The 21,934-nt window shown below is 52.0% G+C and carries 19 protein-coding genes and 1 tRNA gene; 15 read left to right on the top strand and 5 right to left on the bottom strand.

The genetic code is table 11. The features are described from left to right. The first annotated feature begins 173 nt into the window (after positions 1-173). The 11 genes from recA (at position 174) to tadA (ending at position 11,315) form a co-directional block, all read left to right on the top strand. Positions 174-1,229, top strand: coding sequence for a recombinase RecA (gene recA, locus BLV87_RS04435; protein WP_093065801.1), 1,056 nt, complete (start codon positions 174-176; stop codon positions 1,227-1,229). A gap of 9 nt (positions 1,230-1,238) precedes the next feature. Continuing rightward, positions 1,239-1,679, top strand: coding sequence for a regulatory protein RecX (locus BLV87_RS04430; RefSeq protein ID WP_093065799.1), 441 nt, complete (start codon positions 1,239-1,241; stop codon positions 1,677-1,679). Beyond that, entirely contained in the window at positions 1,676-4,288 is a 2,613-nt protein-coding gene (alaS, locus tag BLV87_RS04425) for an alanine--tRNA ligase (RefSeq protein WP_093065797.1), read from the top strand. The genes BLV87_RS04430 and alaS overlap by 4 nt, the downstream gene beginning before the upstream one ends. Before the next feature lie 32 nt (positions 4,289-4,320). Beyond that, positions 4,321-5,553, top strand: a complete 1,233-nt coding sequence (locus tag BLV87_RS04420; RefSeq protein WP_093065795.1) for an aspartate kinase — start codon at positions 4,321-4,323, stop codon at positions 5,551-5,553. A gap of 266 nt (positions 5,554-5,819) precedes the next feature. Next, positions 5,820-6,020 (top strand): carbon storage regulator CsrA, encoded by a 201-nt coding sequence (gene csrA, locus BLV87_RS04415; RefSeq protein WP_093065793.1) that lies wholly within the window; start codon positions 5,820-5,822, stop codon positions 6,018-6,020. Between the two features lie 52 nt (positions 6,021-6,072). Next, positions 6,073-6,163, top strand: a tRNA-Ser gene (locus tag BLV87_RS04410). A 17-nt stretch (positions 6,164-6,180) separates the two neighbouring features. Then, positions 6,181-7,821, top strand: coding sequence for an NAD(P)/FAD-dependent oxidoreductase (locus BLV87_RS04405; protein ID WP_093065789.1), 1,641 nt, complete (start codon positions 6,181-6,183; stop codon positions 7,819-7,821). After that, entirely contained in the window at positions 7,784-8,554 is a 771-nt protein-coding gene (locus BLV87_RS04400; RefSeq protein WP_093065787.1) for a ferredoxin--NADP reductase, read from the top strand. The genes BLV87_RS04405 and BLV87_RS04400 overlap by 38 nt, the downstream gene beginning before the upstream one ends. Positions 8,555-8,625: 71 nt before the next feature. Then, entirely contained in the window at positions 8,626-9,579 is a 954-nt protein-coding gene (locus BLV87_RS04395; protein ID WP_093065785.1) for an acetyl-CoA carboxylase carboxyltransferase subunit alpha, read from the top strand. A gap of 9 nt (positions 9,580-9,588) precedes the next feature. Further along, entirely contained in the window at positions 9,589-10,839 is a 1,251-nt protein-coding gene (tilS, locus tag BLV87_RS04390) for a tRNA lysidine(34) synthetase TilS (protein WP_093065783.1), read from the top strand. Further along, positions 10,830-11,315 carry a tRNA adenosine(34) deaminase TadA gene (tadA, locus tag BLV87_RS04385; RefSeq protein ID WP_093065781.1) on the top strand — a complete coding sequence of 162 codons (486 nt, stop codon included), beginning with the start codon at positions 10,830-10,832 and terminating at the stop codon, positions 11,313-11,315. The genes tilS and tadA overlap by 10 nt, the downstream gene beginning before the upstream one ends. On the opposite strand, the gene BLV87_RS04380 is transcribed toward tadA, so the two are convergent. The 4 genes from BLV87_RS04380 to BLV87_RS04365 form a co-directional block, all read right to left on the bottom strand. Then, a complete protein-coding gene (locus tag BLV87_RS04380; RefSeq protein WP_093065779.1) occupies positions 11,295-12,974 on the bottom strand; it encodes a hypothetical protein in 1,680 nt (559 codons plus the stop codon). The genes tadA and BLV87_RS04380 overlap by 21 nt on opposite strands. 72 nt (positions 12,975-13,046) lie before the next feature. Further along, on the bottom strand, positions 13,047-13,505 hold the full coding sequence (locus BLV87_RS04375) for an MEKHLA domain-containing protein (RefSeq protein WP_093065777.1): 459 nt from the start codon (positions 13,503-13,505) through the stop codon (positions 13,047-13,049). Then, the gene (gene parE, locus BLV87_RS04370; RefSeq protein WP_093065774.1) at positions 13,502-15,397 is read right to left on the bottom strand and encodes a DNA topoisomerase IV subunit B; all 1,896 of its coding nucleotides are present in this window, start codon (positions 15,395-15,397) and stop codon (positions 13,502-13,504) included. Before parE ends, BLV87_RS04375 begins: the two co-directional genes overlap by 4 nt. 82 nt (positions 15,398-15,479) lie before the next feature. Then, a complete protein-coding gene (locus BLV87_RS04365) occupies positions 15,480-15,728 on the bottom strand; it encodes a hypothetical protein (protein ID WP_093065772.1) in 249 nt (82 codons plus the stop codon). A 59-nt stretch (positions 15,729-15,787) separates the two neighbouring features. Between BLV87_RS04365 and BLV87_RS04360 the strand changes: the two genes are divergently transcribed. From BLV87_RS04360 to lolD, 3 genes are read left to right on the top strand one after another with little or no spacing between them, the layout of a single operon-like run. Further along, a complete protein-coding gene (locus BLV87_RS04360; RefSeq protein WP_093065770.1) occupies positions 15,788-17,035 on the top strand; it encodes a lipoprotein-releasing ABC transporter permease subunit in 1,248 nt (415 codons plus the stop codon). Next, on the top strand, positions 17,028-18,299 hold the full coding sequence (locus tag BLV87_RS04355; RefSeq protein ID WP_093065768.1) for a lipoprotein-releasing ABC transporter permease subunit: 1,272 nt from the start codon (positions 17,028-17,030) through the stop codon (positions 18,297-18,299). The genes BLV87_RS04360 and BLV87_RS04355 overlap by 8 nt, the downstream gene beginning before the upstream one ends. Continuing rightward, the gene (lolD, locus tag BLV87_RS04350) at positions 18,292-18,972 is read left to right on the top strand and encodes a lipoprotein-releasing ABC transporter ATP-binding protein LolD (protein WP_093065766.1); all 681 of its coding nucleotides are present in this window, start codon (positions 18,292-18,294) and stop codon (positions 18,970-18,972) included. Before BLV87_RS04355 ends, lolD begins: the two co-directional genes overlap by 8 nt. Here the strand turns inward: lolD and BLV87_RS04345 are convergent. Next, positions 18,969-19,508 carry a DUF2062 domain-containing protein gene (locus BLV87_RS04345; protein ID WP_093065764.1) on the bottom strand — a complete coding sequence of 180 codons (540 nt, stop codon included), beginning with the start codon at positions 19,506-19,508 and terminating at the stop codon, positions 18,969-18,971. The two genes, lolD and BLV87_RS04345, sit on opposite strands and share 4 nt — an antisense overlap. 55 nt (positions 19,509-19,563) lie before the next feature. On the opposite strand from BLV87_RS04345, the gene BLV87_RS04340 reads away from it, so the two are divergent. Then, positions 19,564-21,852 carry a DNA internalization-related competence protein ComEC/Rec2 gene (locus tag BLV87_RS04340; RefSeq protein WP_093065762.1) on the top strand — a complete coding sequence of 763 codons (2,289 nt, stop codon included), beginning with the start codon at positions 19,564-19,566 and terminating at the stop codon, positions 21,850-21,852. The last annotated feature ends 82 nt before the right edge of the window (positions 21,853-21,934 follow it).

Below are 21,934 nucleotides of genomic sequence, written 5' to 3'. Positions count from 1 at the left end.
GTTTATGAGGGGATTGTCGACAATTTTTTGTTAACAAGCATCTCGTGGCATGACCTGCATAACTGAAAATTTTTGCTTTTATCGTTCGGCATTGGCTTGCAGCGACCCGTTATGAAATAATCCCCGCTTTCATACCACCTACACAGAATTTACCTTTAATAAGGAGTGTCCGCATGGACGAGAACAAAAAGAAAGCCCTCGCCGCTGCCCTAGGCCAGATTGAACGTCAGTTTGGTAAAGGCGCGGTGATGCGCATGGGCGACTCCAGCGCTGCCCGTGATATCGAAGTGATTTCCACCGGTTCATTAGGGCTGGATATTGCTTTGGGTATCGGCGGTCTGCCCAAGGGGCGTGTTGTCGAAATTTATGGCCCGGAATCTTCCGGTAAAACCACCCTGACGCTGCAAGTGATTGCCGAATGCCAAAAAATGGGCGGCACCGCAGCATTCGTTGATGCGGAACACGCACTCGACCCGATTTATGCGCAAAAACTTGGCGTTAACGTTGATGATTTGCTGGTTTCCCAGCCAGATAACGGCGAGCAAGCCTTGGAAATCGCCGATATGCTGGTGCGCTCCAATGCGGTCGACATCGTGGTGGTCGACTCGGTAGCAGCGTTAACCCCGAAAGCGGAAATCGAAGGCGATATGGGCGATTCCCACGTCGGTTTGCAAGCACGGTTAATGTCACAAGCCCTGCGTAAACTCACGGGTAATATCAAGCGTTCCAACACCTTGGTGATTTTCATTAACCAGATTCGGATGAAAATCGGTGTCATGTTCGGCAACCCGGAAACCACCACAGGCGGTAACGCGCTGAAATTCTACGCTTCCGTGCGTCTCGATATTCGCCGCATCGGTGCGATCAAAAAGGGCGAGGAAATTACTGGCTCTGAAACCCGCGTTAAAGTAGTGAAGAACAAAGTTGCACCACCGTTTAAACAAGCTGAATTTGAGATTCTGTACGGCGAAGGCATTTCCCGTGAAGGCGAATTGGTTGATCTCGGTGTCAAGCAAGGGTTGATTGGCAAAGCCGGTGCTTGGTACAGCTACAAAGGCGACAAAATCGGTCAAGGCAAGGATAATGCCCGCAATTACCTGAAAGAGCATCCGGTCGCAGCGGCTGAAATTGAAAAAGCTATCCGCGAAGCTTGCATGAATGCGCCCGGTTTTGCTGCCGCTGTTACCGATGAAGCCGACAGCGATGCCGGTCTTGATGACGTGGTGTAATTGTTAACAATGGCTAATGGGCGGGAATGCGAAACGGTAGCGGTGCGGTTGTTGGCGCAACGTGAGCATTCCCGCCAAGAACTCGCGCAAAAAGTGCGTCAGCGTTGCGAGTGCGATACTATCAGCCTGAATGCACTCTTGGATAAATTGCAGTCGCTGGGTTATCTGGATGATGCCCGTTACGCGGCTGCTTTTGTCCGTTCGTCAATCTCGCGGGGGCGTGGCCCGCAGCGGATTAACTATGAATTACGCGAGCATGGCGTGGATGACGCCACGGCTGCTCAGGCATTGGCAGAGGCCGATGTCGACTGGCACGATCTGGCCTGTGAACAACGGATCAAAAAATTTGGCGGGGAAATCCCGGCTGATTACAAGGAACGCGCCCGGCAATCTCGATTTCTTGCCGGGCGCGGTTTTTATACTGATGCGATTAAAGCTGCTTTCCAATGAATACTGCTGAACTCAGACAACATTTTCTCGATTTTTTCGCCAGCAAAGGCCATGAAATCCTCCCATCCAGCTCGCTGATCCCGGGTAATGACCCGACCTTACTGTTCACCAACGCAGGCATGGTGCAATTCAAGGACGTGTTTTTGGGCGAGGATAAACGCGCCTACAGCCGTGCGACGACTTCGCAGCGTTGCGTGCGGGCGGGCGGCAAGCACAATGACTTGGAAAACGTTGGTTACACCGCCCGTCACCACACCTTTTTTGAAATGCTCGGCAACTTCAGTTTTGGCGATTATTTCAAACACGATGCGATTCAGTATGCGTGGGAATTCCTCACCGAAGTGCTGAAATTGCCCAAAGGTAAGCTGTGGGTGACGGTTTACGCGGACGACGACGAAGCCTATAACATTTGGGCGCAGCAAATTGGTGTGCCAACCGAACGCATTACCCGTATCGGCGATAATAAGGGAGCACGTTACGCTTCTGACAATTTCTGGCAGATGGGTGATACCGGGCCGTGTGGGCCTTGCACCGAAATTTTCTATGATCACGGCGAACATATCTGGGGTGGGCCGCCGGGAACACCGGAAGAAGACGGCGACCGCTACATCGAGATTTGGAACTTGGTGTTCATGCAATACGAGCGCACCAAGGATGGCGAAATGCGCCCACTGCCGAAACCTTCCGTCGATACCGGTATGGGGATGGAGCGTCTGGCGGCGGTGATGCAAGGCGTTCACAGCAACTACGAAATCGACTTGTTCCAAACGCTGCTTAAAAAAGGCACGGAGCTGGCGAAAAATGCCGACCCGAATAGCCCGTCATTGAAGGTCATTGCTGATCATATTCGTTCTTGCTCCTTCCTGATTGTGGATGGGGTATTGCCGTCGAACGAAGGTCGTGGTTATGTATTGCGCCGCATTATTCGCCGCGCTATCCGTCACGGCTACAAACTGGGCATGGAAGCACCGTTTTTCCACAAGCTGGTTCAACCCTTGGTGGATGAGATGGGCGCAGCTTACCCTGAACTTGCCGCTGCCCAGCCTTTGGTCGAACAGGCGTTGGAAAAAGAAGAACGTCGCTTTGCCGAAACCCTTGAACAGGGTATGAAGATTCTGGAAGAGGCGATTGCAGGCATGTCCGGCGATACCATTGACGGCGAAACCGTGTTCAAGTTGTATGACACTTACGGTTTCCCGGTGGATTTGACGGGCGATATTGCCCGCGAACGCAATCTCAAGCTGGACGAAGCCGGGTTTGAAGCGGCAATGAATGCGCAACGCGAACGCGCCCGTGCTGCCGGTAAATTCGGCGCGGATTACGGCGACAAGCTGGATGTGAGTGGCGCAACGGCATTCCACGGTTACGAGCAATTGGCGGAAACGTCCACCATTACCGCGCTGTTCCGTGGTAGCGACGCGGTAACGAGCCTGCAAGCCGGTGATGAAGGGCGTATCGTGCTGGATCACACGCCATTCTATGCCGAATCCGGTGGTCAGGTGGGCGATACTGGTGTGTTGCGCACGGGGGATGCGGTATTCCGCGTTACCGATACCCGCAAGCAGGGCGCAACCTTTATCCATATTGGTACGCTGGAGTCTGGCACCTTGTCCGTCGGTGCAACCGTTGCCGCCGAAGTGGATGCCGAACGCCGCCAAGCCATCATTCTCAACCATTCCGCCACGCATTTGATGCACGCCGCACTGCGCCAAGTATTGGGTACGCACGTTGAGCAAAAAGGCTCCTTGGTGACACCCGACCGTTTGCGCTTTGACTTCTCGCAACCTGACCCGGTTTCCGCCGAGCAAATCGCCGAGGTGGAAGCCATCGTCAACCGCGAAATCCGTGCCAATGCCGCCACTTCTGCGCAAGTTATGAACATGGAAGCCGCCAAGCAAGCCGGTGCAATGGCATTGTTCGGCGAAAAATACGGCGACGAAGTGCGTGTTTTGAAAATCGGTTTCTCCACGGAATTGTGCGGCGGTTGCCACGTTAACCGTACTGGCGACATTGGCTTGTTCAAAATCGTCAGCGAAGGTGGGGTTGCCGCCGGTGTGCGCCGTATCGAAGCTGTGACGGGTGCAAACGCCCTGACATGGCTTGCGGAAGTCACTAGCCGTTTGGATAATGTGGCACGTTTGCTTAAATCCAATCCGCTGGAAGTGACGGACAAGCTCGATGCGATGCTACAAAAAAGCCGCGCTCTCGAAAAGGAACTGGAACAGCTTAAAGGCAAAATGGCTTCCCAAGCCGGTTCCAACCTTGCCGATCAAGCGGTGGAAGTAGGCGGAATGCGCGTCCTTGCGGCGCATCTGGAAGGGGCTGATCCCAAATCCTTGCGCGACACCGTTGACCAGTTGAAAAACAAACTGGGCAAAGCGGTGGTGATTCTCGCCACAGTAGCCGATGGTAAAGTCAGTTTGGTGGCAGGTGTCACCAAAGACGAAACCGCCAAAGTCAAAGCCGGTGATTTGCTGGGCTTTGTTGCCGCGCAACTGGGTGGCAAAGGCGGCGGTCGCCCGGACATGGCACAAGGCGGCGGCACGGATGTGGCAGCATTGCCAGCCGCGTTAGCTAGCGTACAGGGCTGGGTTGCCGAACGGGTTTAATTTAGAAGTGTTTTGAAGGTAAACAGTAAACAATGGCACTGATCGTACAGAAATACGGCGGTACATCGGTTGGCACACCTGAGCGTATCGAGGCTGTGGCTGACCGGGTAATCCGTTGGAAACAACAGGGCAATGATGTCATCGTGGTGGTTTCCGCGATGTCGGGTGAAACCAATAAATTGGTCGCGCTCATCAACGCCATTAACCCACAAGGTTCGGGGCGCGAAAAAGACGCGATTCTGTCCACCGGCGAACAAGTCACGATTGGCTTGCTGGCAATGGCGTTGGAAAAGAAAGGTCAACCGGCGCGTTCTTACACCGGGGCGCAAGTTCGCATTTTGACCGATGATGCGCACACCAAAGCGCGTATCCGTGACATTGATGCTGAACCGATCCGCAAGGATTTGGCTGACGGCAAAGTGGTGGTGGTAGCAGGTTTCCAAGGCGTGACCGAATCCGGTAGCATTACCACCTTAGGGCGCGGCGGTTCGGATACCACGGGCGTGGCGTTGGCAGTGGCGTTAAAAGCCGACGAATGCCAGATTTACACCGACGTGGATGGCGTTTACACCACCGACCCGCGTGTCGAACCCAAAGCGCGTCACATTCCGCGCCTGACCTTGGAAGAAATGCTGGAAATGGCCAGCCAAGGCTCCAAGGTGCTGCAAATTCGTTCGGTTGAATTTGCCTACAAATATGATATGCCTATCCGTGTGCTCTCCAGCTTTGACGAATTTGGTCAGGGCAAAAGCACGCTGGTCACTCGTGAGGAAGAAGTAATGGAAGAAGTCTCAGTCCGTGGGATTGCGTTCAATCGTGATGAAGCTCAATTGACGGTAACAGGTGTGCCGGATCGCCCCGGCGTTGCTTACCAGATTCTGGGGCCGATTTCGGATGCCAATATCGAAGTTGACATGATCGTGCAAAACATTGGCTCCGATAGTTCGACCGATTTTACCTTCACGGTACACAAAAATGATTACGCGAAAGCGCGTGATATTTTGTGTAAAACCGGCGAAACCTTGGGAGCCAAGCAATGCACTGGCGATGAAAATATTGCCAAGGTAGCGATTGTCGGCGCAGGAATGCGTTCTCATGCCGGGGTTGCCAGCAAGATGTTCAAAACACTGGCAGACGAGGGCATTAATATCCGCATGATTTCCACTTCTGAAATCAAAGTCGCGGTCGTTGTCGATGAAAAATATTTGGAACTCGCAGTACGTGTGTTGCACCAAGCGTTTGGTTTAGCGCAAACAGCCGTTTGATTTCTGAATAAATTGTTGAAAAAACCCACTGGGCAGAGCCTGCCGCAGTGGGTTTTTTTTGCCTATAGATGAAGCTTTTAGGTGATTTATTTAATGTTTGTTGTATAAATAAGACATTGGTAAAAATGCAACTTTCATGCAAATAGTTAAGCCTCAGTTAAGTGCTAATATGGGATGGTTGACCCTACCAACGACTGTGATGATGCTTTAGGAGTATCACGGGGCTTTTGGGATACATAAATGCAGCAATATGGAGATTATGCGATATGTTGATTCTAACACGGAGGGTAGGGGAAACCCTCATGATTGGGGATAATATCAGCGTTACGGTCTTAGGGGTAAAGGGTAATCAAGTTCGCTTGGGGATCAATGCACCCAAAGATGTTGCCGTACACCGCGAAGAAATCTTTGAACGCATTCGGCACGAACACCTTGAGCCGTTGGCGATTGAAGAAAATGCAAATTAGGGCTTTACGTTAATCACATTTGAAGGTATCCTTGCCGCCTTCAATCAGTACCGGAGAGGTGGCCGAGAGGCCGAAGGCGCTCCCCTGCTAAGGGAGTATGGGTCAAAAGCCCATCGCGGGTTCGAATCCCGCCCTCTCCGCCATTTTTATACCAAGTCTCATGATACGTATCACCGAATTACGCTTGCCGCTGGAAGCCCCCGCCGATGCTTTGCCTGTGGCTGTTGCCGAACGTTTAAGCATTACGCTGGCTAATTTGTTAAGTTTTACCGTTTTCAAACGCGGTTACGATGCTCGTAAGCGTGATGCGATTGTGTTGGTTTACACAATAGATGCAACGCTATCGGATGAGTCTGCGATACTGGCTAAGTTTGCGGATGATCCTCATGTTAAAATTGCCCCTGATACCACTTACCGTTTTGTGACGCAGGTGCACGAAGTACCCGATATTCGCCCCGTTGTCGTCGGTTTTGGCCCGTGTGGTTTGATGGCAGGCTTGGTGCTGGCGCAAATGGGCTTACGTCCGATTATTCTGGAGCGTGGCAAAAAAGTCCGCGAACGTACCAAAGATACTTGGGCGTTATGGCGTAAAAATCAGCTTAATCCCGAGTCGAATGTGCAATTTGGTGAAGGCGGCGCGGGTACATTTTCCGATGGCAAGCTTTACAGCCAGATCAAAGACCCCAAACACTACGGGCGCAAAGTTTTGACGGAATTCGTCAAGGCGGGCGCTCCCGAAGAAATTCTCTACGTCAGCAAACCGCACATTGGCACATTCCGCCTCGTGAAAATGGTGGAAAATATGCGGGCGCAGATTGAGGCTTTGGGCGGTGAAATCCGTTTTCAGCAGCAAGTGACTGATATTTTGATCGAAGCCGGTCAGGTGCGCTGCTTGACGTTGGCAAGTGGGGAGCAACTGCGTGCTGATCAGGTGATTATGGCATTGGGGCACAGTGCGCGGGATACGTTTGCGATGTTGCACGAGCGCGGTGTATTTATGGAACAGAAGCCGTTTTCCCTCGGTTTTCGGATTGAACACCCGCAAACGCTGATTGATCAGGCACGGTTTGGTAAATATGCAGGCAATGAATTGCTGGGTGCAGCGGATTATAAGCTGGTGCATCATGCCAAAAATGGGCGCTCGGTGTACAGTTTTTGCATGTGTCCGGGCGGGCAAGTGGTGGCGGCAACGTCGGAAGTCGGGCGCGTTGTCACTAATGGCATGAGCCAATATTCGCGGGCAGAACGCAATGCCAATGCGGGGATTGTGGTCGGCATTACGCCTAGCGATTACCCCGGCAATCCGCTGGCGGGGATGGAATTCCAGCGTCAATGGGAATCCCGTGCCTACGAATTAGGTGGCGGGGATTATTCTGCACCGGGGCAATTGGTGGGCGATTTCCTTAAAGGCAGAGCATCGACGCAATTGGGTTCTGTCGAGCCATCGTATCAGCCGGGTGTGCATTTGACCGATTTGGCGACCAGTTTACCGGGTTACGCGATTGAGGCAATTCGGGAAGCCTTGCCAGCGTTTGAACGGCAAATCAAAGGCTTTTCAATGTATGACGCGGTATTGACTGGGGTAGAGACGCGCACGTCTTCGCCACTGCGCATGACGCGCGGTGAAGATTTGCAAAGCCTAAACGTTAAAGGGCTTTTTCCGGCTGGCGAAGGTGCGGGTTATGCTGGGGGAATTCTCTCGGCAGGCGTGGATGGTATCCGCGTCGCGGAGGCATTAGCGACTCAAATGCTGGAGGCTCACCATGACCGGAATCATTCGCACCACCTGGCACAACGCTGAAGTACTGAGCAATCAGCGCTGGACGGAGCGTTTGTTGACCTTACGTATTCGTACCGAACCGCTGCCGTTTACGGCGGGTCAATTCGTCACCTTGCGACTACCTATCACCACAGGTGACGCTACAGAACTGGTGGCGAAATCCTATTCGCTAATCAATGCACCTGACGAAGAGGCATTGGAAATTTTCTACAATATTGTCCCCAACGGTAAACTCTCGAACGCTTTAGCACGATTGCAGCCGGGTGATAGTCTGGAAATTTCGCAACCTGCCAAAGGTTTTTTTGTGTTGGATGAAATTCCCGCAGTGCCGAATCTGTGGATGATTGCCACAGGTACTGGCTTGGGACCTTATTTGTCGATTCTCAAAACCCCGCAGCCTTGGCAGCGTTTCCAGAAAATCGTGTTGGTACACGGTGTGCCGCTGGTGAATGAGTTGGCGTATGCCGAATTGATCCAAACGTTTGCTACACAATACCCTGAGCAATTCCGTTTTATTAGCTGTGTGACCCGTGAAGCCAATCCGCACGGGCTGGAAGGGCGGATTACCACTCACCTAGAATCTGGCACGTTGGAACAAACGGCAGGCACAACCATTACCGTAGACGATACCCACGTCATGCTGTGCGGCAACCATAATATGCTCAATGATATGAAAGCCTTGCTGGGCAATCGCGGGATGCAGCGCCATTTGCGCCACAAGCCGGGGCATATCACCACAGAACAGTATTTTTAAAGTCGTAATCTGGGCGCAAGCACTGTAAAATTAACCGCTTGATTACATGGGTCAACGGATAAACAACAGGCATGAACCCGGATTTTCTGGATTTTGAACAACCGATCGCCGAATTACAGGCGAAGATCGAAGAGCTGCGTTACGTCGGTGACGCTGAAATTAACCTGAGCGAAGAGATTGGCAAGCTGGAAGAAAAAGCTGCCTCGTTGACCCGTTCCATTTTTTCCAAACTGACCCCGCGTCAGATTTCGCAGCTTGCGCGGCATCCCAAACGCCCGTATACGCTGGATTTAATCCGTTATTTGTTTGAGGATTTCAAAGAGTTGCACGGTGATCGTGCCTTTGCGGATGACAAGGCGATTATTGGTGGCATGGCACGGTTTCGTGGTCAATCGGTCATGGTCATCGGGCATCAGAAAGGGCGTGATACCAATGAAAATATCAAGCGCAACTTCGGAATGCCGCGACCAGAAGGGTATCGCAAAGCCTTGCGCTTGATGCGGATGGCCGAAAAATTCCAACTGCCGATCATTACCTTTATCGACACCCCCGGCGCATACCCCGGTATCGGCGCGGAAGAGCGCGGTCAAAGTGAAGCGATTGCCCGCAATTTGTACGAAATGGCGAAATTGCGTACTCCGATTATTTGCACAGTCGTGGGCGAAGGCGGTTCGGGTGGTGCGTTAGCCATTGGGGTGGGCGACCGGGTGATGATGTTGCAATACGCGACGTACTCGGTGATTTCGCCGGAAGGTTGCGCGTCAATCTTGTGGAAAAGTGCGGAAAAAGCGGCGGATGCGGCGGATGCGATGGGCATTACGGCAGATCGTTTGAAATCGTTGGGTTTGATTGAGCAGATTATTCCTGAGCCATTAGGCGGGGCGCACCGTGATATGGAAGCGGCGGCGCAACATATCGGTGAGGCGTTGGAGGCTAATTTACGCAATCTTAAAACCATGAATCTCGATAAGCTGCTGGATAAACGTTATCAGCGCATTATGGGCTTCGGGCAGTTTGAGGAGTAGGGAAGGCGTATGCCATGCGCCCCTGCTGAGCATTTATTACATTTTTTTCAACAACATCCAGCACCTGGTTATCTGATTGGTTTCAGTGGGGGACTGGATTCGCATGTATTGCTTCACGCCTGTGCGGGTCTGCGCGGGCAATACCCTCATTTATCCTTTCGCGCCCTGCACATTGATCACGGTTTGCAGGCGATGTCTGCGGCATGGGCGGCGCATTGCAGTGAGGTGTGCACCGATTTGGAAATACCGCTGCTGGTTGAAACCTTGCAATTGGTGATTCCGGCGGGGTCGAGTGTGGAAGCCGTGGCGCGGACGGCGCGGTATGCTGCCTTCAGCAAACACTTGCAAGCGGGTGAACTTGTGTTGACCGCGCATCATCAGAATGATCAGGCGGAAACCTTGTTGCTGCATTTGCTGCGCGGAAGTGGGGTGGATGGGTTGGCGTCGATGCCGGAGATTCGCTCATTTGCATCAGGGGCGTTGGGACGACCGCTATTGGCGTGTAGTCGGGCGGAATTGGCAGTGTATGCCAAACAGCATAGGCTGAATGTTATCGATGACCCCAGTAATCAGGATAGCCGCTTTGATCGTAATTTTTTACGCAATCAAGTGATGCCGCTATTGGAACAGCGTTGGACTGCGGTGGGTAAAACCTTGGCGCGGGCAGCGCGTTTGCAGGGTGAAAAACGTCAGTTGTTGGCAGGTTTTTTGCGTGAGAAATTGCCGAGTTTGCAAGGTACTAAGCCGGATACCTTATCCGTTAGTCGTTTGTTGGTGCTGGATGAGGCGATGCAAAAAGCGGTGTTGCGCGAATGGTTGGCACAGCGTGGTTTTCGTTTGCCGGAAGAGAAAAAGCTGCGGCAAGTATTGCGCGATGTGTTGCAAGCGCGAGCGGATGCTATGCCCTGTGTGCGGTGGGATAGCTGCGAAATTCGCCGGTATCGGGATAATGTTTATGCTATGTCGCCGTTGTCCTCCCATGACCCTAAGCAGGTGTTGGTGTGGGAGACGCGAGAGCCGTTGGTGATTGCATCGTTAGGGCGCACCTTGGTGGCGGAGGCGGGATATCCTGAAACGGTGATCGTGCGGTTTCGGCAGGGGGGAGAAAGCGTGTATCTGCCGCAGCGCGGTGGTAATCATAGCCTTAAGCATTTGTTGCAGGAGTGGTGTGTGCCGCCGTGGGAGCGGGAGCGCTTGCCGTTGGTGTATGCGGGGGAGCGGTTGATGTGTATTCCGGGAGTATTGAGTTTATGGCACTAGACGACGAACACTGGATGCGCCACGCCCTGATCCTTGCCCGCAATGCATGGCAGCAAGGCGAAGTCCCTGTCGGAGCAGTTATTGTTCGCGATGGTAAAATCCTCGCCGAAGGCTGGAATCAACCGATTACCTTGCACGACCCTTCTGCTCATGCCGAAATGCTGGCTCTACGCACAGCAGGTCAAACAGTCGGTAATTACCGCCTGCCTAATACAACCTTATACGTCACCTTAGAGCCTTGCCTGATGTGTGTCGGCGCGATGTTACATGCAAGGGTGGAACGGGTAGTCTTTGGTGCGTATGACCCCAAAACCGGCGCGGCGGGCAGTGCCTTTGACTTGCTACAACACCCGCGCCACTACCACAAAGTAGCAGCGGTGCAAGGCGGTGTATTACAGGAAGAATGCGCCGCACTGTTGCAGGCATTCTTTCGTGAACGGCGGGCAGCGGCAGCGTTAGCCAAACCAGCGCCGTAACAAGCGACTCAACCAAGAACCAGAGGATACTGGGGGTGTTGTTGGAGTGGGTGTCGCAGGTGCTGGCGTTACTGGCGTAGGTGTCGTTGGAGCCGGTGTGGTGGGTGTTGTAACGCTTGGTGGTATGGGTGCAGTCGGTGCAGCAGGTGTCGGGCTTGCTGGTGCTGGCGTCGCACTGGTAGCAGGTTGTGCACCATTCGCAAATTTAATGATGTGTTCCACAATCGCCGCGAGTGGCTGCCCCTTCGGACTGGCTAACTTTGCTGCCGCCCGCCAAGTAGTCGGTACGGGGGTGCCCGCTGTCCAAGTTCCGGTTGCTTGAGATTCATAAGTAGTTTTGGCACGCATCTCCTTGCCGGGTGTCCACAAGAAATCGGGGTGTTTATTGGTATACCACTCACCGCCGACGATAGTACCGGTCGCATCCAGTTCCACATCGTAGTAATACGTCACTTTTTGGATAGAATCACGTTCTGGGCTGTCACTGGTGTTGTGGTTGGGGCTGGTTTCGACTACATAGGAAACATCCATGCGTACCCCAACCACTGATTGGCTTTGTGCTCCCCGGTAAGCTTTGAACTTATCGTTGGTGAAAGCCGCTTTCGTTACGGTTGCTTCTGCCAGTGTGTTGGCATAAACCATTTTTTGCGGGTTGAAATAGCGGTATTCGTAAGCATAGAGGGGTTGATTCCAGACTTCGTAGTCGAAGGTGACATCCAGCACCATGCTGCGCTTGCCTGCACCAAGCTGGTTGACGATGGCAAGATGCCAGGCACCGGGGTTGGTATCAAAACAATCCGCCGATTTGACCCGCCCCGTGACCGGATCGGTTTCTGGCGCTTTGGTATTGCAACGCCCGCCGATAAAGCGCGTAGCACTGGCTGCATTTGCCCATAGCAGCGATGCTAAAGCTTTGATGTCAGAAGGGTAAAAGGTAATGGCAACGTTGCTTGGGGTTTTGAGCGTGACGCTTTTGGTGGGGCGGGCGAGCATGTAAGCGGCGGGTGCCCAACCGTGACAAATGCCCATCCAGGTTTCGACCGAACCGGTTTTGTCGTAATAATATTTGCCGTCTGCCCACATTTTTTTGGTGAGAGTTTCGTTAGTGTCACCGATTAGGGCATCGTATTTTTCTGCTGGTGACAGGTTGTTGATTTTAGTGGCGTTACCGCTGGCAAGAATGCTGGCAGCAGGTATGGCACGGATGTAGTCATAATTCTTTTTCCAGTTCGTATCTTCCGGAAAATTAGGGTCGGCATAACGTGCACCGAGAATACCTTTGTAAATGGCCCAATAATCGTCTGACCAAGGGGATTCCGTTAGTGTGGCTTTTTTCATGCCAGCCGTTTCCATGTCACTGAGCTTTTGGTACTTCAGTGCGTCGACTAGGTTGACCGGCTTGTCATTGGAGGCAATCGCAGCACGGGTAGAAACGTCGCCGGGTTCGCCATCGGAGGGTTGCAGAATTTCCATGCGCTGCTCGTCACGGGCGGCGATATAGTCCAGATGTTCAATGGCGGTGCGGGAAAACAGGGTTGCACCGCTGATAGGGTTGCCTGCGGCATCCATTTTGGGTGGTTGGCGATTCATGAAGGCTTTGGGGTCTTGCGCAAAAGCCGCGAGGTCAGCATTGATTTGTTGCTCAATGGTGGTCGGCATACTTATATCTCCTTGTCCGCTTGGCGGGTTGCCCGATGTTATTGAGCTTTGATTATAGACCTGAACGCTGGTTTAAGGCAGAAATTCCCAATGATCAAAGTAAGCGGCTTGCCCAGCGTAGTTGCCGTGCGCATCCCGTAAGTTCCACACAATGGCTTGGCGAATCAGAAAACGTCGCCCAGTGCTGGAAATGCGTACCCCCGCGTAATTGTCAATGTAACCTTGGCGAGCAACGGTTTGCAGCAAGTGTTCGCGCTCTTCACGTACTAACGCTTCAGCAGAGTAGCGCGAGGGCAATTGAGTGAGCGTTTCCCAATCTATTTCAAATACTTCCAGCGCTTTCTGATTGCCGTAAGTGAAGATTGGATCAGCGTCGGTATTGTGTGAGAGCAACACAAACGGTGCAGTATCGAGGGTATTGGCTGTGCTTTCACCTTGCCAAGGTAAATCCGCCAGATTATGCCCGACGTAATGGCGGAAGCTGGAATGCAGCAAGTGCAAATGCGCGGTAAGTTGGGCGGCATCCATCATACGCTTGCCAGATTGCCTTTGGTTTCCAGCCATTGCTTGCGGTCGGATGCACGTTTCTTTGCCAGCAACATGTCCATCATCAGATCGGCTGCGTCGGTGTCGTCGAGGCTGAGTTTCACCAAACGGCGCGTGTCGGGGGAAATGGTGGTTTCACGCAATTGCAGCGGGTTCATTTCACCCAGACCTTTGAAACGGGTGACAGCGACCGTGCCGCGTTTTTTCTCGGCGGTGATAATGTCGAGACGTGCCTGTTTTTCGGCTTCATCCAGCGCGTAATAGACTTCCTTGCCAATGTCGATGCGATACAGCGGCGGCATGGCGACAAATACATGACCCGCTTGCACTAAGGGGCGGAAGTGTTTGACAAATAAGGCACACAGCAGAGTGGCAATGTGCGCCCCATCCGAATCCGCGTCGGCGAGAATACACACTTTACCATAGCGCAATTGGCTCAAATCGACATTGCCGGGTTCTACGCCGATGGCGACGGAAATATCGTGTACCTCTTGCGAACCCAGCACTTGTTCGGAATCCACTTCCCACGTATTCAGGATTTTACCGCGCAACGGCATGATGGCTTGGAATTCGCGGTCACGCGCTTGCTTGGCGGAACCGCCTGCGGAATCGCCTTCGACTAGAAACAGTTCGGTGCGGGTGGTGTCTTGCGAGGAACAGTCCGCGAGTTTGCCGGGCAGAGCGGGGCCTGCGGTGACACGCTTGCGGATGACTTTTTTGCTGGCTTTCTGGCGTTTGGTGGCGTTGTTGATCGCCAGTTGCGCGAGTTGTTCGCCGATGACGGTGTTGTTATTGAGGTAGAGGCTGAAAGCGTCCTTGATTGCGCCGCTGATGAAACTGGCGGCTTCGCGGGAAGATAGGCGTTCTTTGGTTTGCCCGGCAAATTGCGGGTCTTGCATCTTGAACGACAGCACGAAGGCGATATTTTCCCACACGTCATCAGGGGTGAGTTTCATGCCGCGTGGCAACAGGTTGCGGAATTCGCAGTATTCGCGCAAGGCATCGGTGACACCCGTGCGCAAACCGTTGACGTGTGTGCCGCCTTGCACGGTCGGAATCAGGTTAACGTAGCTTTCTTGAATGGCTGTGCCGCCTTCGGGCAACCACAGCAATGCCCAATCGAGCGTTTCACGCGGTGCGGTCAGTGAGCCAGTGAACGGGTCTTCGGGCAGGGTGATGAATTCGCTGACGGCTTCGTTGAGGTAATCGCGTAAACCGCTTTGGTAATACCATTCGGTGACTTCCGGTTCGCTGGTCGAAGCGTCGGTGAAACGGATGCGCAAGCCGGGGCAGAGTACCGCTTTTGCGCGTAAATTGTGCTTGAGGGCTTTAACGCCGAATTTTACGGTATCGAAGTATTTGCCATCCGGCCAAAAATGCACCGTCGTGCCGGTTTCACGCTTGCCTGCTTTGCCGATGACTTCGAGTTCGCTGGCTTTGTTGCCATCAGCAAACGTCATGCGGTAAAGCTGGCTGTTGCGCTTGATGGTGACTTCGAGCTTGCGTGACAGGGCATTGACGACGGATACGCCGACACCGTGCAAGCCGCCGGAGAATTGGTAGTTTTGGTCGGAAAACTTGCCGCCTGCGTGCAAGGTGCAGAGGATGACTTCGATCCCCGGTTTGCCTTGTTCGGGGTGGATGTCGACTGGCATCCCGCGCCCGTTGTCGGTGACGGAAACCGAGCCGTCAGCGTGTAGGGTCACGTCGATTTGGTTGGCGTGTCCGGCGAGGGCTTCGTCGACGCTGTTGTCGATGACTTCTTGCGCTAGGTGGTTAGGACGCGTGGTGTCTGTGTACATTCCAGGGCGTTTGCGCACGGGGTCGAGTCCGGTGAGGACTTCGATGGAAGAGGCGTCGTAGGTGTTGTTGCTCATTATTCTCGTCGGGCTTGTTCTGAATGTGCATCAAAATAGCGGGTATCAGCGCATCCGTAAACCCCTGCTGAGAAAGGAGCTTCTAATGCAACACGGTATGTAATACGGTACTACGTTCAAAATACACTGAAAACGTTCCGTAATGCCATACGGTGATACGAGGCCAACGCTTTTTAACCGGAGGGGCGGACTGACGTACCGACTGCGGTTCACCATACTGCGCCTTGACGCTATTCATGCTCATGCCACGGTTGGGGTAGTCCGCAAAGGCTATATTGGCAAAAAAAGGTACGGTCAGCAACAAGGCACTAAACCATTTAGACAAACGCATGTCTGATCTCCCGATACTTCACTATTAAACGACACTCATCATCTGTACAATCGCCACCCATGTTTACACCACTCGAATTATTCATCGGACAGCGGTACACGCATTCACGGCGGCGTAACCGTTTTATCTCGTTCATTTCGTTCGCCTCGATGCTCGGCATTCTGCTGGGGGTCACAGTGCTGATCACGGTGTTGTCGATCATGAACGGGTTTGAAAAGGAACTCAGGGACAAGATACTGGGTGTGGTTGCCCATGTCACGGTTTCGGGGACAAATGGGCAACTCTCTGATTGGACGGCAAAGCTGGACGGATTAAAGGCGCAAAAACACGTCCTTGGGGCAGCGCCTTACGTGCAAAAACAGGTCATGCTAACCAATGGCAACTTGATGCGCGGCCTTGTGTTGCAAGGCATTGACCCTGCACTACAAGGCCAGGTCAGTGATGTGAATTTCAAAATGTTAGATGGCAGTTTCAGCAATCTTGCCCCGCGTGAGTACGGCATTGTGTTGGGGGTTGAAGCTGCCGCAGCACTTGGGGTCATTCCCGGTGATAAAGTGACGGTAATCGTGCCTCAGGTGCAAGTAACACCTGCTGGGATTTTGCCACGTCTGAAACGCTTTACCCTAGTGGGTATCTACCAAATAGGACACCCCGAATACGATGGCATGACCGGTTTTATTGAGCTGGGTGATGCTTCACGTTTATTCAGGCTGGGGGAAAATGTTGGTGGAGTGCGGTTGAAACTGGATGATATGTTTGCAGCGCCCGCTATTGGTCATAAGTTGCAGGCTACCTTGGGTAAGGACTTTGAGGTGGTGGATTGGAGTGAGGAACACGGCAGCTTTTTCCGGGCGGTGAAAACCGAGCGCATTGTGATGACCATGATTCTATTTTTAGTGGTATGCGTCGCACTGTTTAATCTGGTGGCCTCGTTGATGATGGCAGTGAATGATAAGGAGTCGGATATTGCTATCCTGCGGACTTTTGGGATGTCCGGGCAGCGCATTATGCGAATTTTCATGATTCAGGGCAGCATTATTGGGGTGTTTGGCACGTTGGTAGGGGTTGGTTTAGGGGTATGGTTATCCCTGAATATTGATACTGTGATTCCGTTTTTGGAAAGCACCTTTGGGTTTAAGATTTTTTCGTCTGATGTGTTTTACATCAGTGAAATCCCCTCGGACATGCGTTGGGAAAATGTGATGTGGATTGGGATTGCTTCCCTGATTGCATCCGTATTGGCGACCCTTTACCCGGCTTGGCGTGCCTCGCAAATCCAGCCTGCGGAGTCACTGCGCTATGAGTAAAATGTTCCAGCCGATGGAGCTGTTTGTCGGCTTGCGCTATACCCGGTCGCAGCGGCAGAAGCATTTCATTTCCTTCATCTCACTGGCCTCGATGATTGGCATTGCCATTGGCGTTTTGGTGTTGATCACTGTGCTGTCAGTGATGAACGGTTTCGAGCAAACCATGCGTGAACGCATTATGGGGATGTTGGCGCATGTCACGGTATCCGAACACGATTTAGGGGTATCCGACTGGCAAAAAGTACAGAAAGAGCTGCTGGATTTCCCGCATGTGAAAGCCGTTTCGCCGTTTATTGAAAAGCCTGCGATGTTGAATCAGGGGGATGAAGCCCGCGCTGCCGTGTTGCAAGGCATTATCCCCGAACAAGAAGCGCAAGTGAGCACCGTCTTCAAGCACGTTGTCAAAGACAAGGGCGATATGATGAAGCTGCAACCGGGCAGTTTTAACATTGCGATTGGTGCAACGATGGCGAAAGAGCTGAACGTCGATGTTGGTGACGCACTTACCCTTGTCAGTCCTAGCGAAAACTCACTGGAAACGGGTGAAATGCCTGCGTTGCAGCGCTTCACGATTGTGGCGATTTTCCGTGTGGATATGCAGCAATTTGATACCACGTCAGCTTATGTGAACCTTGAGGATGCGGCTAAAACATTCGGGATGGACGCAGATGTGACGGGGTTGCGCATGACCTTGGATGATTTGTACCTTGCGCCCAAAACGGCTGAAACGATTTTGCAACGCATGGGGCAAACATGGCCGGATATGTGGGCCAATGATTGGACGAATTTGAACAAAAACCAGTTCAAGGCAATTCAAGCGCAAAAATCGGTGATGTTCATTATTTTATTGCTGATCATTGCCGTGGCTGCGTTTAATTTGGTGTCAACGTTAGTGATGGTTGTCACCGATAAGGAAGGCGATATTGCTATCTTACGTACTTTAGGCTTGTCATCGGGTCGTATCATGAAAATTTTTATGGTGCAAGGGACACTGATCGGTGTGTTCGGAACCCTGATTGGGGTTGTGTTGGGCGTGTTGCTGGCGACGAATCTGGATGTGATTGTGCCGTTTCTGGAGCGTCTGTTTGATACGCATTTCATTAATGCCGATGTTTATTTTATTAGCGAACTCGAATCACGGGTGAATCCCGGTGATGTCATGGTGATTGCCTTGAGTGCGCTGTTTATGTCGATTCTCGCGACGCTTTACCCTGCTTGGCGTGCGTCCAAAGTTCAGCCTGCGGAGGCGCTGCGTTATGAGTAAGGTGATTATTTCCTGCCAACAACTGGGCAAGCGCTTCACGGAAGGCCGTTTAGACGTGGAAGTGTTACGCGGGGTGGATTTACAGATTCATGCGGGTGAAAAAGTAGCAATTTTAGGTAGTTCCGGTAGTGGTAAAAGCACTTTGTTGCATTTGATGGGGGGCTTGGATTTGCCATCCTCAGGGCATGTGGAAGTGCTAGGCAAGCGCATGGATCAGTTATCGGATACAGAACGGGGGGTGTTGCGTAATGAGTCAATGGGCTTTATTTACCAGTTTCATCATTTGCTACCTGAATTTACCGCATTGGAAAATGTAGCAATGCCGCTGTTGATTCGTGGGGTAAAAGTCGCAGAAGCCAGCGCTCAGGCAGCGGATATGTTGACGAAGGTAGGTTTAAAAGAGCGACTCAACCATAAACCGGCGCAACTGTCTGGTGGGGAACGTCAGCGTGCGGCGATTGCCCGTGCTTTGGTGACACGCCCGCAAGCGGTATTAGCCGACGAACCTACGGGTAACTTGGATCACCACACGGCTGAGAATGTATTTAATTTGATGCAGAGTTTGAATGATTCTTTGGGAACCGCGTTTGTGGTGGTCACGCATGACCTGCAATTGGCTGCAAAAATGGATACGGTGTATCGCTTGACCGATGGTGTGTTGAGTCATGCTTAGTCTTGCGGCGGTGGTGTTTTACGGTGTTTGCGTTCGCGCCGCTCTTTTAAATGTCGGATCAGGTGCAAGCGCCACAATAGATGAACCATGTAATAGCCTGAGATGGATGACAACACCGCACTAATGAAGATACCGAGTAAAAACGGTTTCCAGATTAATATCAGTCCATTCATTAACCAGTCAAGGCTGGGTTCAAAGTTGAAACCCGCAGGAGGATGCCCGACGATGGCAGCCCCTAACAAGTAAGCTGCATAGAGCATTGGGGGCATGGTGACGGGATTGGTGACAAAGACTAAGACGACGGCTAAGGGCAGGTTTGCACGGAAAAAAACGGCTAATAATGCGGCGATAATGGACTGGAATGGTACAGGAATCCACATGCAAAACAGCCCGATAGCAAATGCTGAGGCAACATTCCGTCGATTCAAATGCCACAGACAAGGCAAATGCAGCGTATCCCCTAAAAACTGAAGATGTTTGTGCTCTTTGAGTTTCTCAGGGTCGGGAAACAGTTTACGCAGAAATTTTCGCGGCATGAAGTTTTAACAGCAATAAGAATAAAGGTTATTCATTATCCATGGTTTGCGAAATATGCGCACCTTTTCAGTGAGTTTTTTTATAGGCACGTTGGTGTTGCTGGTTTTGCCGCGTCTACCGGTTATGGATGCACTGTTTTGGGGTGTTGTTGCGAGTCTCACGGGCTTGATTGTGGGTTTGAGTTTGTACCGGCGTTGGGTTGCGGTGACGCTATTGGCAGGGATGTTGCTGGGTAGTGTTTACGCCTTATGGGTTGCACATGGGGTACGGGCGGATTGGTTGCCGGAAGCTTGGGAAGGTGAGGACATTCTCCTAACGGGTATGGTTGCTGATGTGCCGGAACAGCGGGTTGATGGCTTAAGTTTTCTGTTTGCGGCTGATACGCCACATTACCGTGGACATTTAAAGGTAGCTTGGTATGCGGATGATGTTCCTTTTATTCGTGCGGGTGAGCGCTGGCAATTGCTGATACGCGCTAAACGCCCTAACGGTTTCATGAACCCTAATGGTTTTGACTATGAGCAATGGTTGTTTACGCAACGCATTGGAGGAAGTGGCTATGTGCGCAAGTCTGCGGATAATCAACGCTTAGACGCAGCCGATTGGTGGCAACCGAATCATCTGCGCCAGCATTTGCAGGAAAAAATTGCGACGGCCTTGTCAGGTTCCGAGATGACCGGGTTGGTGCAGGGGTTGGCAATTGCCTATACCGAAGCGATTCCTCAGCAACAATGGGAGGTGTTGCGCAAAACCGGCACGATTCATCTGTTAGCGATTTCGGGTTTGCATATCACGATGGTGGCGAGTTTGGGTATTTTGCCGGTTTGGGGAGTCTGGCGTTTGTTCCCTATGTTGTATTTGTGGTTGCCCTTACGGGTAGCAGCAGCCTTAACCGGTGGTGTGTTGGCAACGGGTTATGCATTGCTAGCGGGCTTTAATATTCCAACCCAGCGTACCTTGATTATGTTGCTGGTGGTTATGGCGGGTTTGGTGTGGCGACGACACGTGCCGTTCAGTGTCACCATGAGTCTTGCTTTGTTGCTGGTGTTATTGCTTGACCCGTTAGCCAGTTTATCCGTGGGTTTTTGGTTATCGTTTTCAACGGTGGCGTTACTGGTATGGTTGGGAATACGCCAACGTAAACTGGGCAAATCCGCAGTGGTGTGGATGCAGTTGGTGTTATCACTGGGGACGATTCCTTTGGCTGCTGGTTTTTTCGGGATGATTTCGTTGAGTTCGCCCTTAGCGAATCTGTTGGCTATTCCCATCGTCACGTTTGTGGTGACACCCTTGGTATTGTTGGGGATTGTGCTGGCAGGGTGGTGGGCAACAGCCGCAAGCTGGGTTTGGATCCTAGCGGCTACCTTGTTGGAGTGGCTGATGTGGGTGTTGGAGTGGTTGGCATCGCTCCCCTTTTCGGCAATGTACATGCCGTTACTTCCCATGCCTTGGTTATTTCTGGCGTTATTAGGCTTTGTTATCTTGTGGTTGCCGCGTGGAATGCCTGGACGCTGGTTGGGGATGTTACTGATGTTGCCATTGGTATTATGGCAACCGCCCAAGGTAGAGAACGGTGCTTTTCGTGTCAGCGTGTTGGATGTTGGGCAAGGTTTAGCCAGCGTGGTGCAAACAGCGCATCATACTTTGGTTTTCGATACTGGCCCTAAAGTATCCGATAGTTTTGATACGGGGGCGTTAGTGGTATTACCCTGGTTGCGTGGGCAAGGTATTACGCAACTCGATACCTTAGTCGTGTCTCATGCAGATAATGATCATAGCGGTGGGGCAGCGGCGCTAGTGAGCGCCATGCCGGTTAGTCAGGTGTTAGTCAGTAGCGTGGATACCTTGCCAGCTCATCATGCCGATTTGTGTACGGCCGGTCAGGCATGGCAGTGGGACGGGGTTGAATTCATGCTCTTGCATCCAGATGAAAAATTTCCAGATGTCACACAAAACAACCGTTCTTGTGTATTAAAAATAGCAAATGCCTACCACAGTGTATTATTAACGGCTGATATTGAGCGTCCGGCAGAGAAGTGGTTAGTCAAGCAGGCCGCAGACTTACGCGCTGAGGTATTATTGCTACCGCATCATGGTAGTAAGACATCTTCCAGCCCCGCCTTTATTCAGGCGGTTGCGCCAACCTTGGGTATTGTGACCAGTGGCTACCGTAATCGTTTTCATCATCCGCATCCTAGCGTTATGCAACGTTATGTTGCCCGTGATATAAAATTGCTAAACACGTCTGAAACGGGGGAATTGCGCCTAGATTTCCCTGCTTCTGGTGAAAATAGACAAGTACGCGAATGGCGCACCGCACAAATGCATCTGTGGAATCGCTAATGTAAAAAGTAGCATGGCGAAATATTATTATTTATGCCAAAATCCAGAGCATTTCTCCATGAGTTTTTGCACAGATAGGGCA

This window comes from Thiothrix caldifontis, from assembly GCF_900107695.1.
GTDB lineage: Bacteria > Pseudomonadota > Gammaproteobacteria > Thiotrichales > Thiotrichaceae > Thiothrix > Thiothrix caldifontis.
The sequence above is the reverse complement of the archived record's forward strand: the minus strand, read 5'-3'. Positions and strand labels throughout refer to the sequence as shown.

Bases quoted from the DNA above. Each gene is read 5' to 3' on its own strand.
- BLV87_RS04355 (WP_093065768.1), top strand. From the start codon at position 17,028: ATGAGTAAAATGTTCCAGCCGATGGAGCTGTTTGTCGGCTTGCGCTAT.
- BLV87_RS04340 (WP_093065762.1), top strand. From the start codon at position 19,564: ATGCGCACCTTTTCAGTGAGTTTTTTTATAGGCACGTTGGTGTTGCTG.
- tadA (WP_093065781.1), top strand. From the start codon at position 10,830: ATGGCACTAGACGACGAACACTGGATGCGCCACGCCCTGATCCTTGCC.
- BLV87_RS04405 (WP_093065789.1), top strand. From the start codon at position 6,181: ATGATACGTATCACCGAATTACGCTTGCCGCTGGAAGCCCCCGCCGAT.
- csrA (WP_093065793.1), top strand. From the start codon at position 5,820: ATGTTGATTCTAACACGGAGGGTAGGGGAAACCCTCATGATTGGGGAT.
- BLV87_RS04360 (WP_093065770.1), top strand. From the start codon at position 15,788: ATGTTTACACCACTCGAATTATTCATCGGACAGCGGTACACGCATTCA.
- BLV87_RS04375 (WP_093065777.1), bottom strand. From the start codon at position 13,505: ATGATGGATGCCGCCCAACTTACCGCGCATTTGCACTTGCTGCATTCC.
- BLV87_RS04420 (WP_093065795.1), top strand. From the start codon at position 4,321: ATGGCACTGATCGTACAGAAATACGGCGGTACATCGGTTGGCACACCT.
- parE (WP_093065774.1), bottom strand. From the start codon at position 15,397: ATGAGCAACAACACCTACGACGCCTCTTCCATCGAAGTCCTCACCGGA.
- alaS (WP_093065797.1), top strand. From the start codon at position 1,676: ATGAATACTGCTGAACTCAGACAACATTTTCTCGATTTTTTCGCCAGC.
- BLV87_RS04365 (WP_093065772.1), bottom strand. From the start codon at position 15,728: ATGCGTTTGTCTAAATGGTTTAGTGCCTTGTTGCTGACCGTACCTTTT.
- recA (WP_093065801.1), top strand. From the start codon at position 174: ATGGACGAGAACAAAAAGAAAGCCCTCGCCGCTGCCCTAGGCCAGATT.
- BLV87_RS04395 (WP_093065785.1), top strand. From the start codon at position 8,626: ATGAACCCGGATTTTCTGGATTTTGAACAACCGATCGCCGAATTACAG.
- lolD (WP_093065766.1), top strand. From the start codon at position 18,292: ATGAGTAAGGTGATTATTTCCTGCCAACAACTGGGCAAGCGCTTCACG.
- BLV87_RS04400 (WP_093065787.1), top strand. From the start codon at position 7,784: ATGACCGGAATCATTCGCACCACCTGGCACAACGCTGAAGTACTGAGC.
- BLV87_RS04430 (WP_093065799.1), top strand. From the start codon at position 1,239: ATGGCTAATGGGCGGGAATGCGAAACGGTAGCGGTGCGGTTGTTGGCG.
- BLV87_RS04345 (WP_093065764.1), bottom strand. From the start codon at position 19,508: ATGCCGCGAAAATTTCTGCGTAAACTGTTTCCCGACCCTGAGAAACTC.
- BLV87_RS04380 (WP_093065779.1), bottom strand. From the start codon at position 12,974: ATGCCGACCACCATTGAGCAACAAATCAATGCTGACCTCGCGGCTTTT.
- tilS (WP_093065783.1), top strand. From the start codon at position 9,589: ATGCCATGCGCCCCTGCTGAGCATTTATTACATTTTTTTCAACAACAT.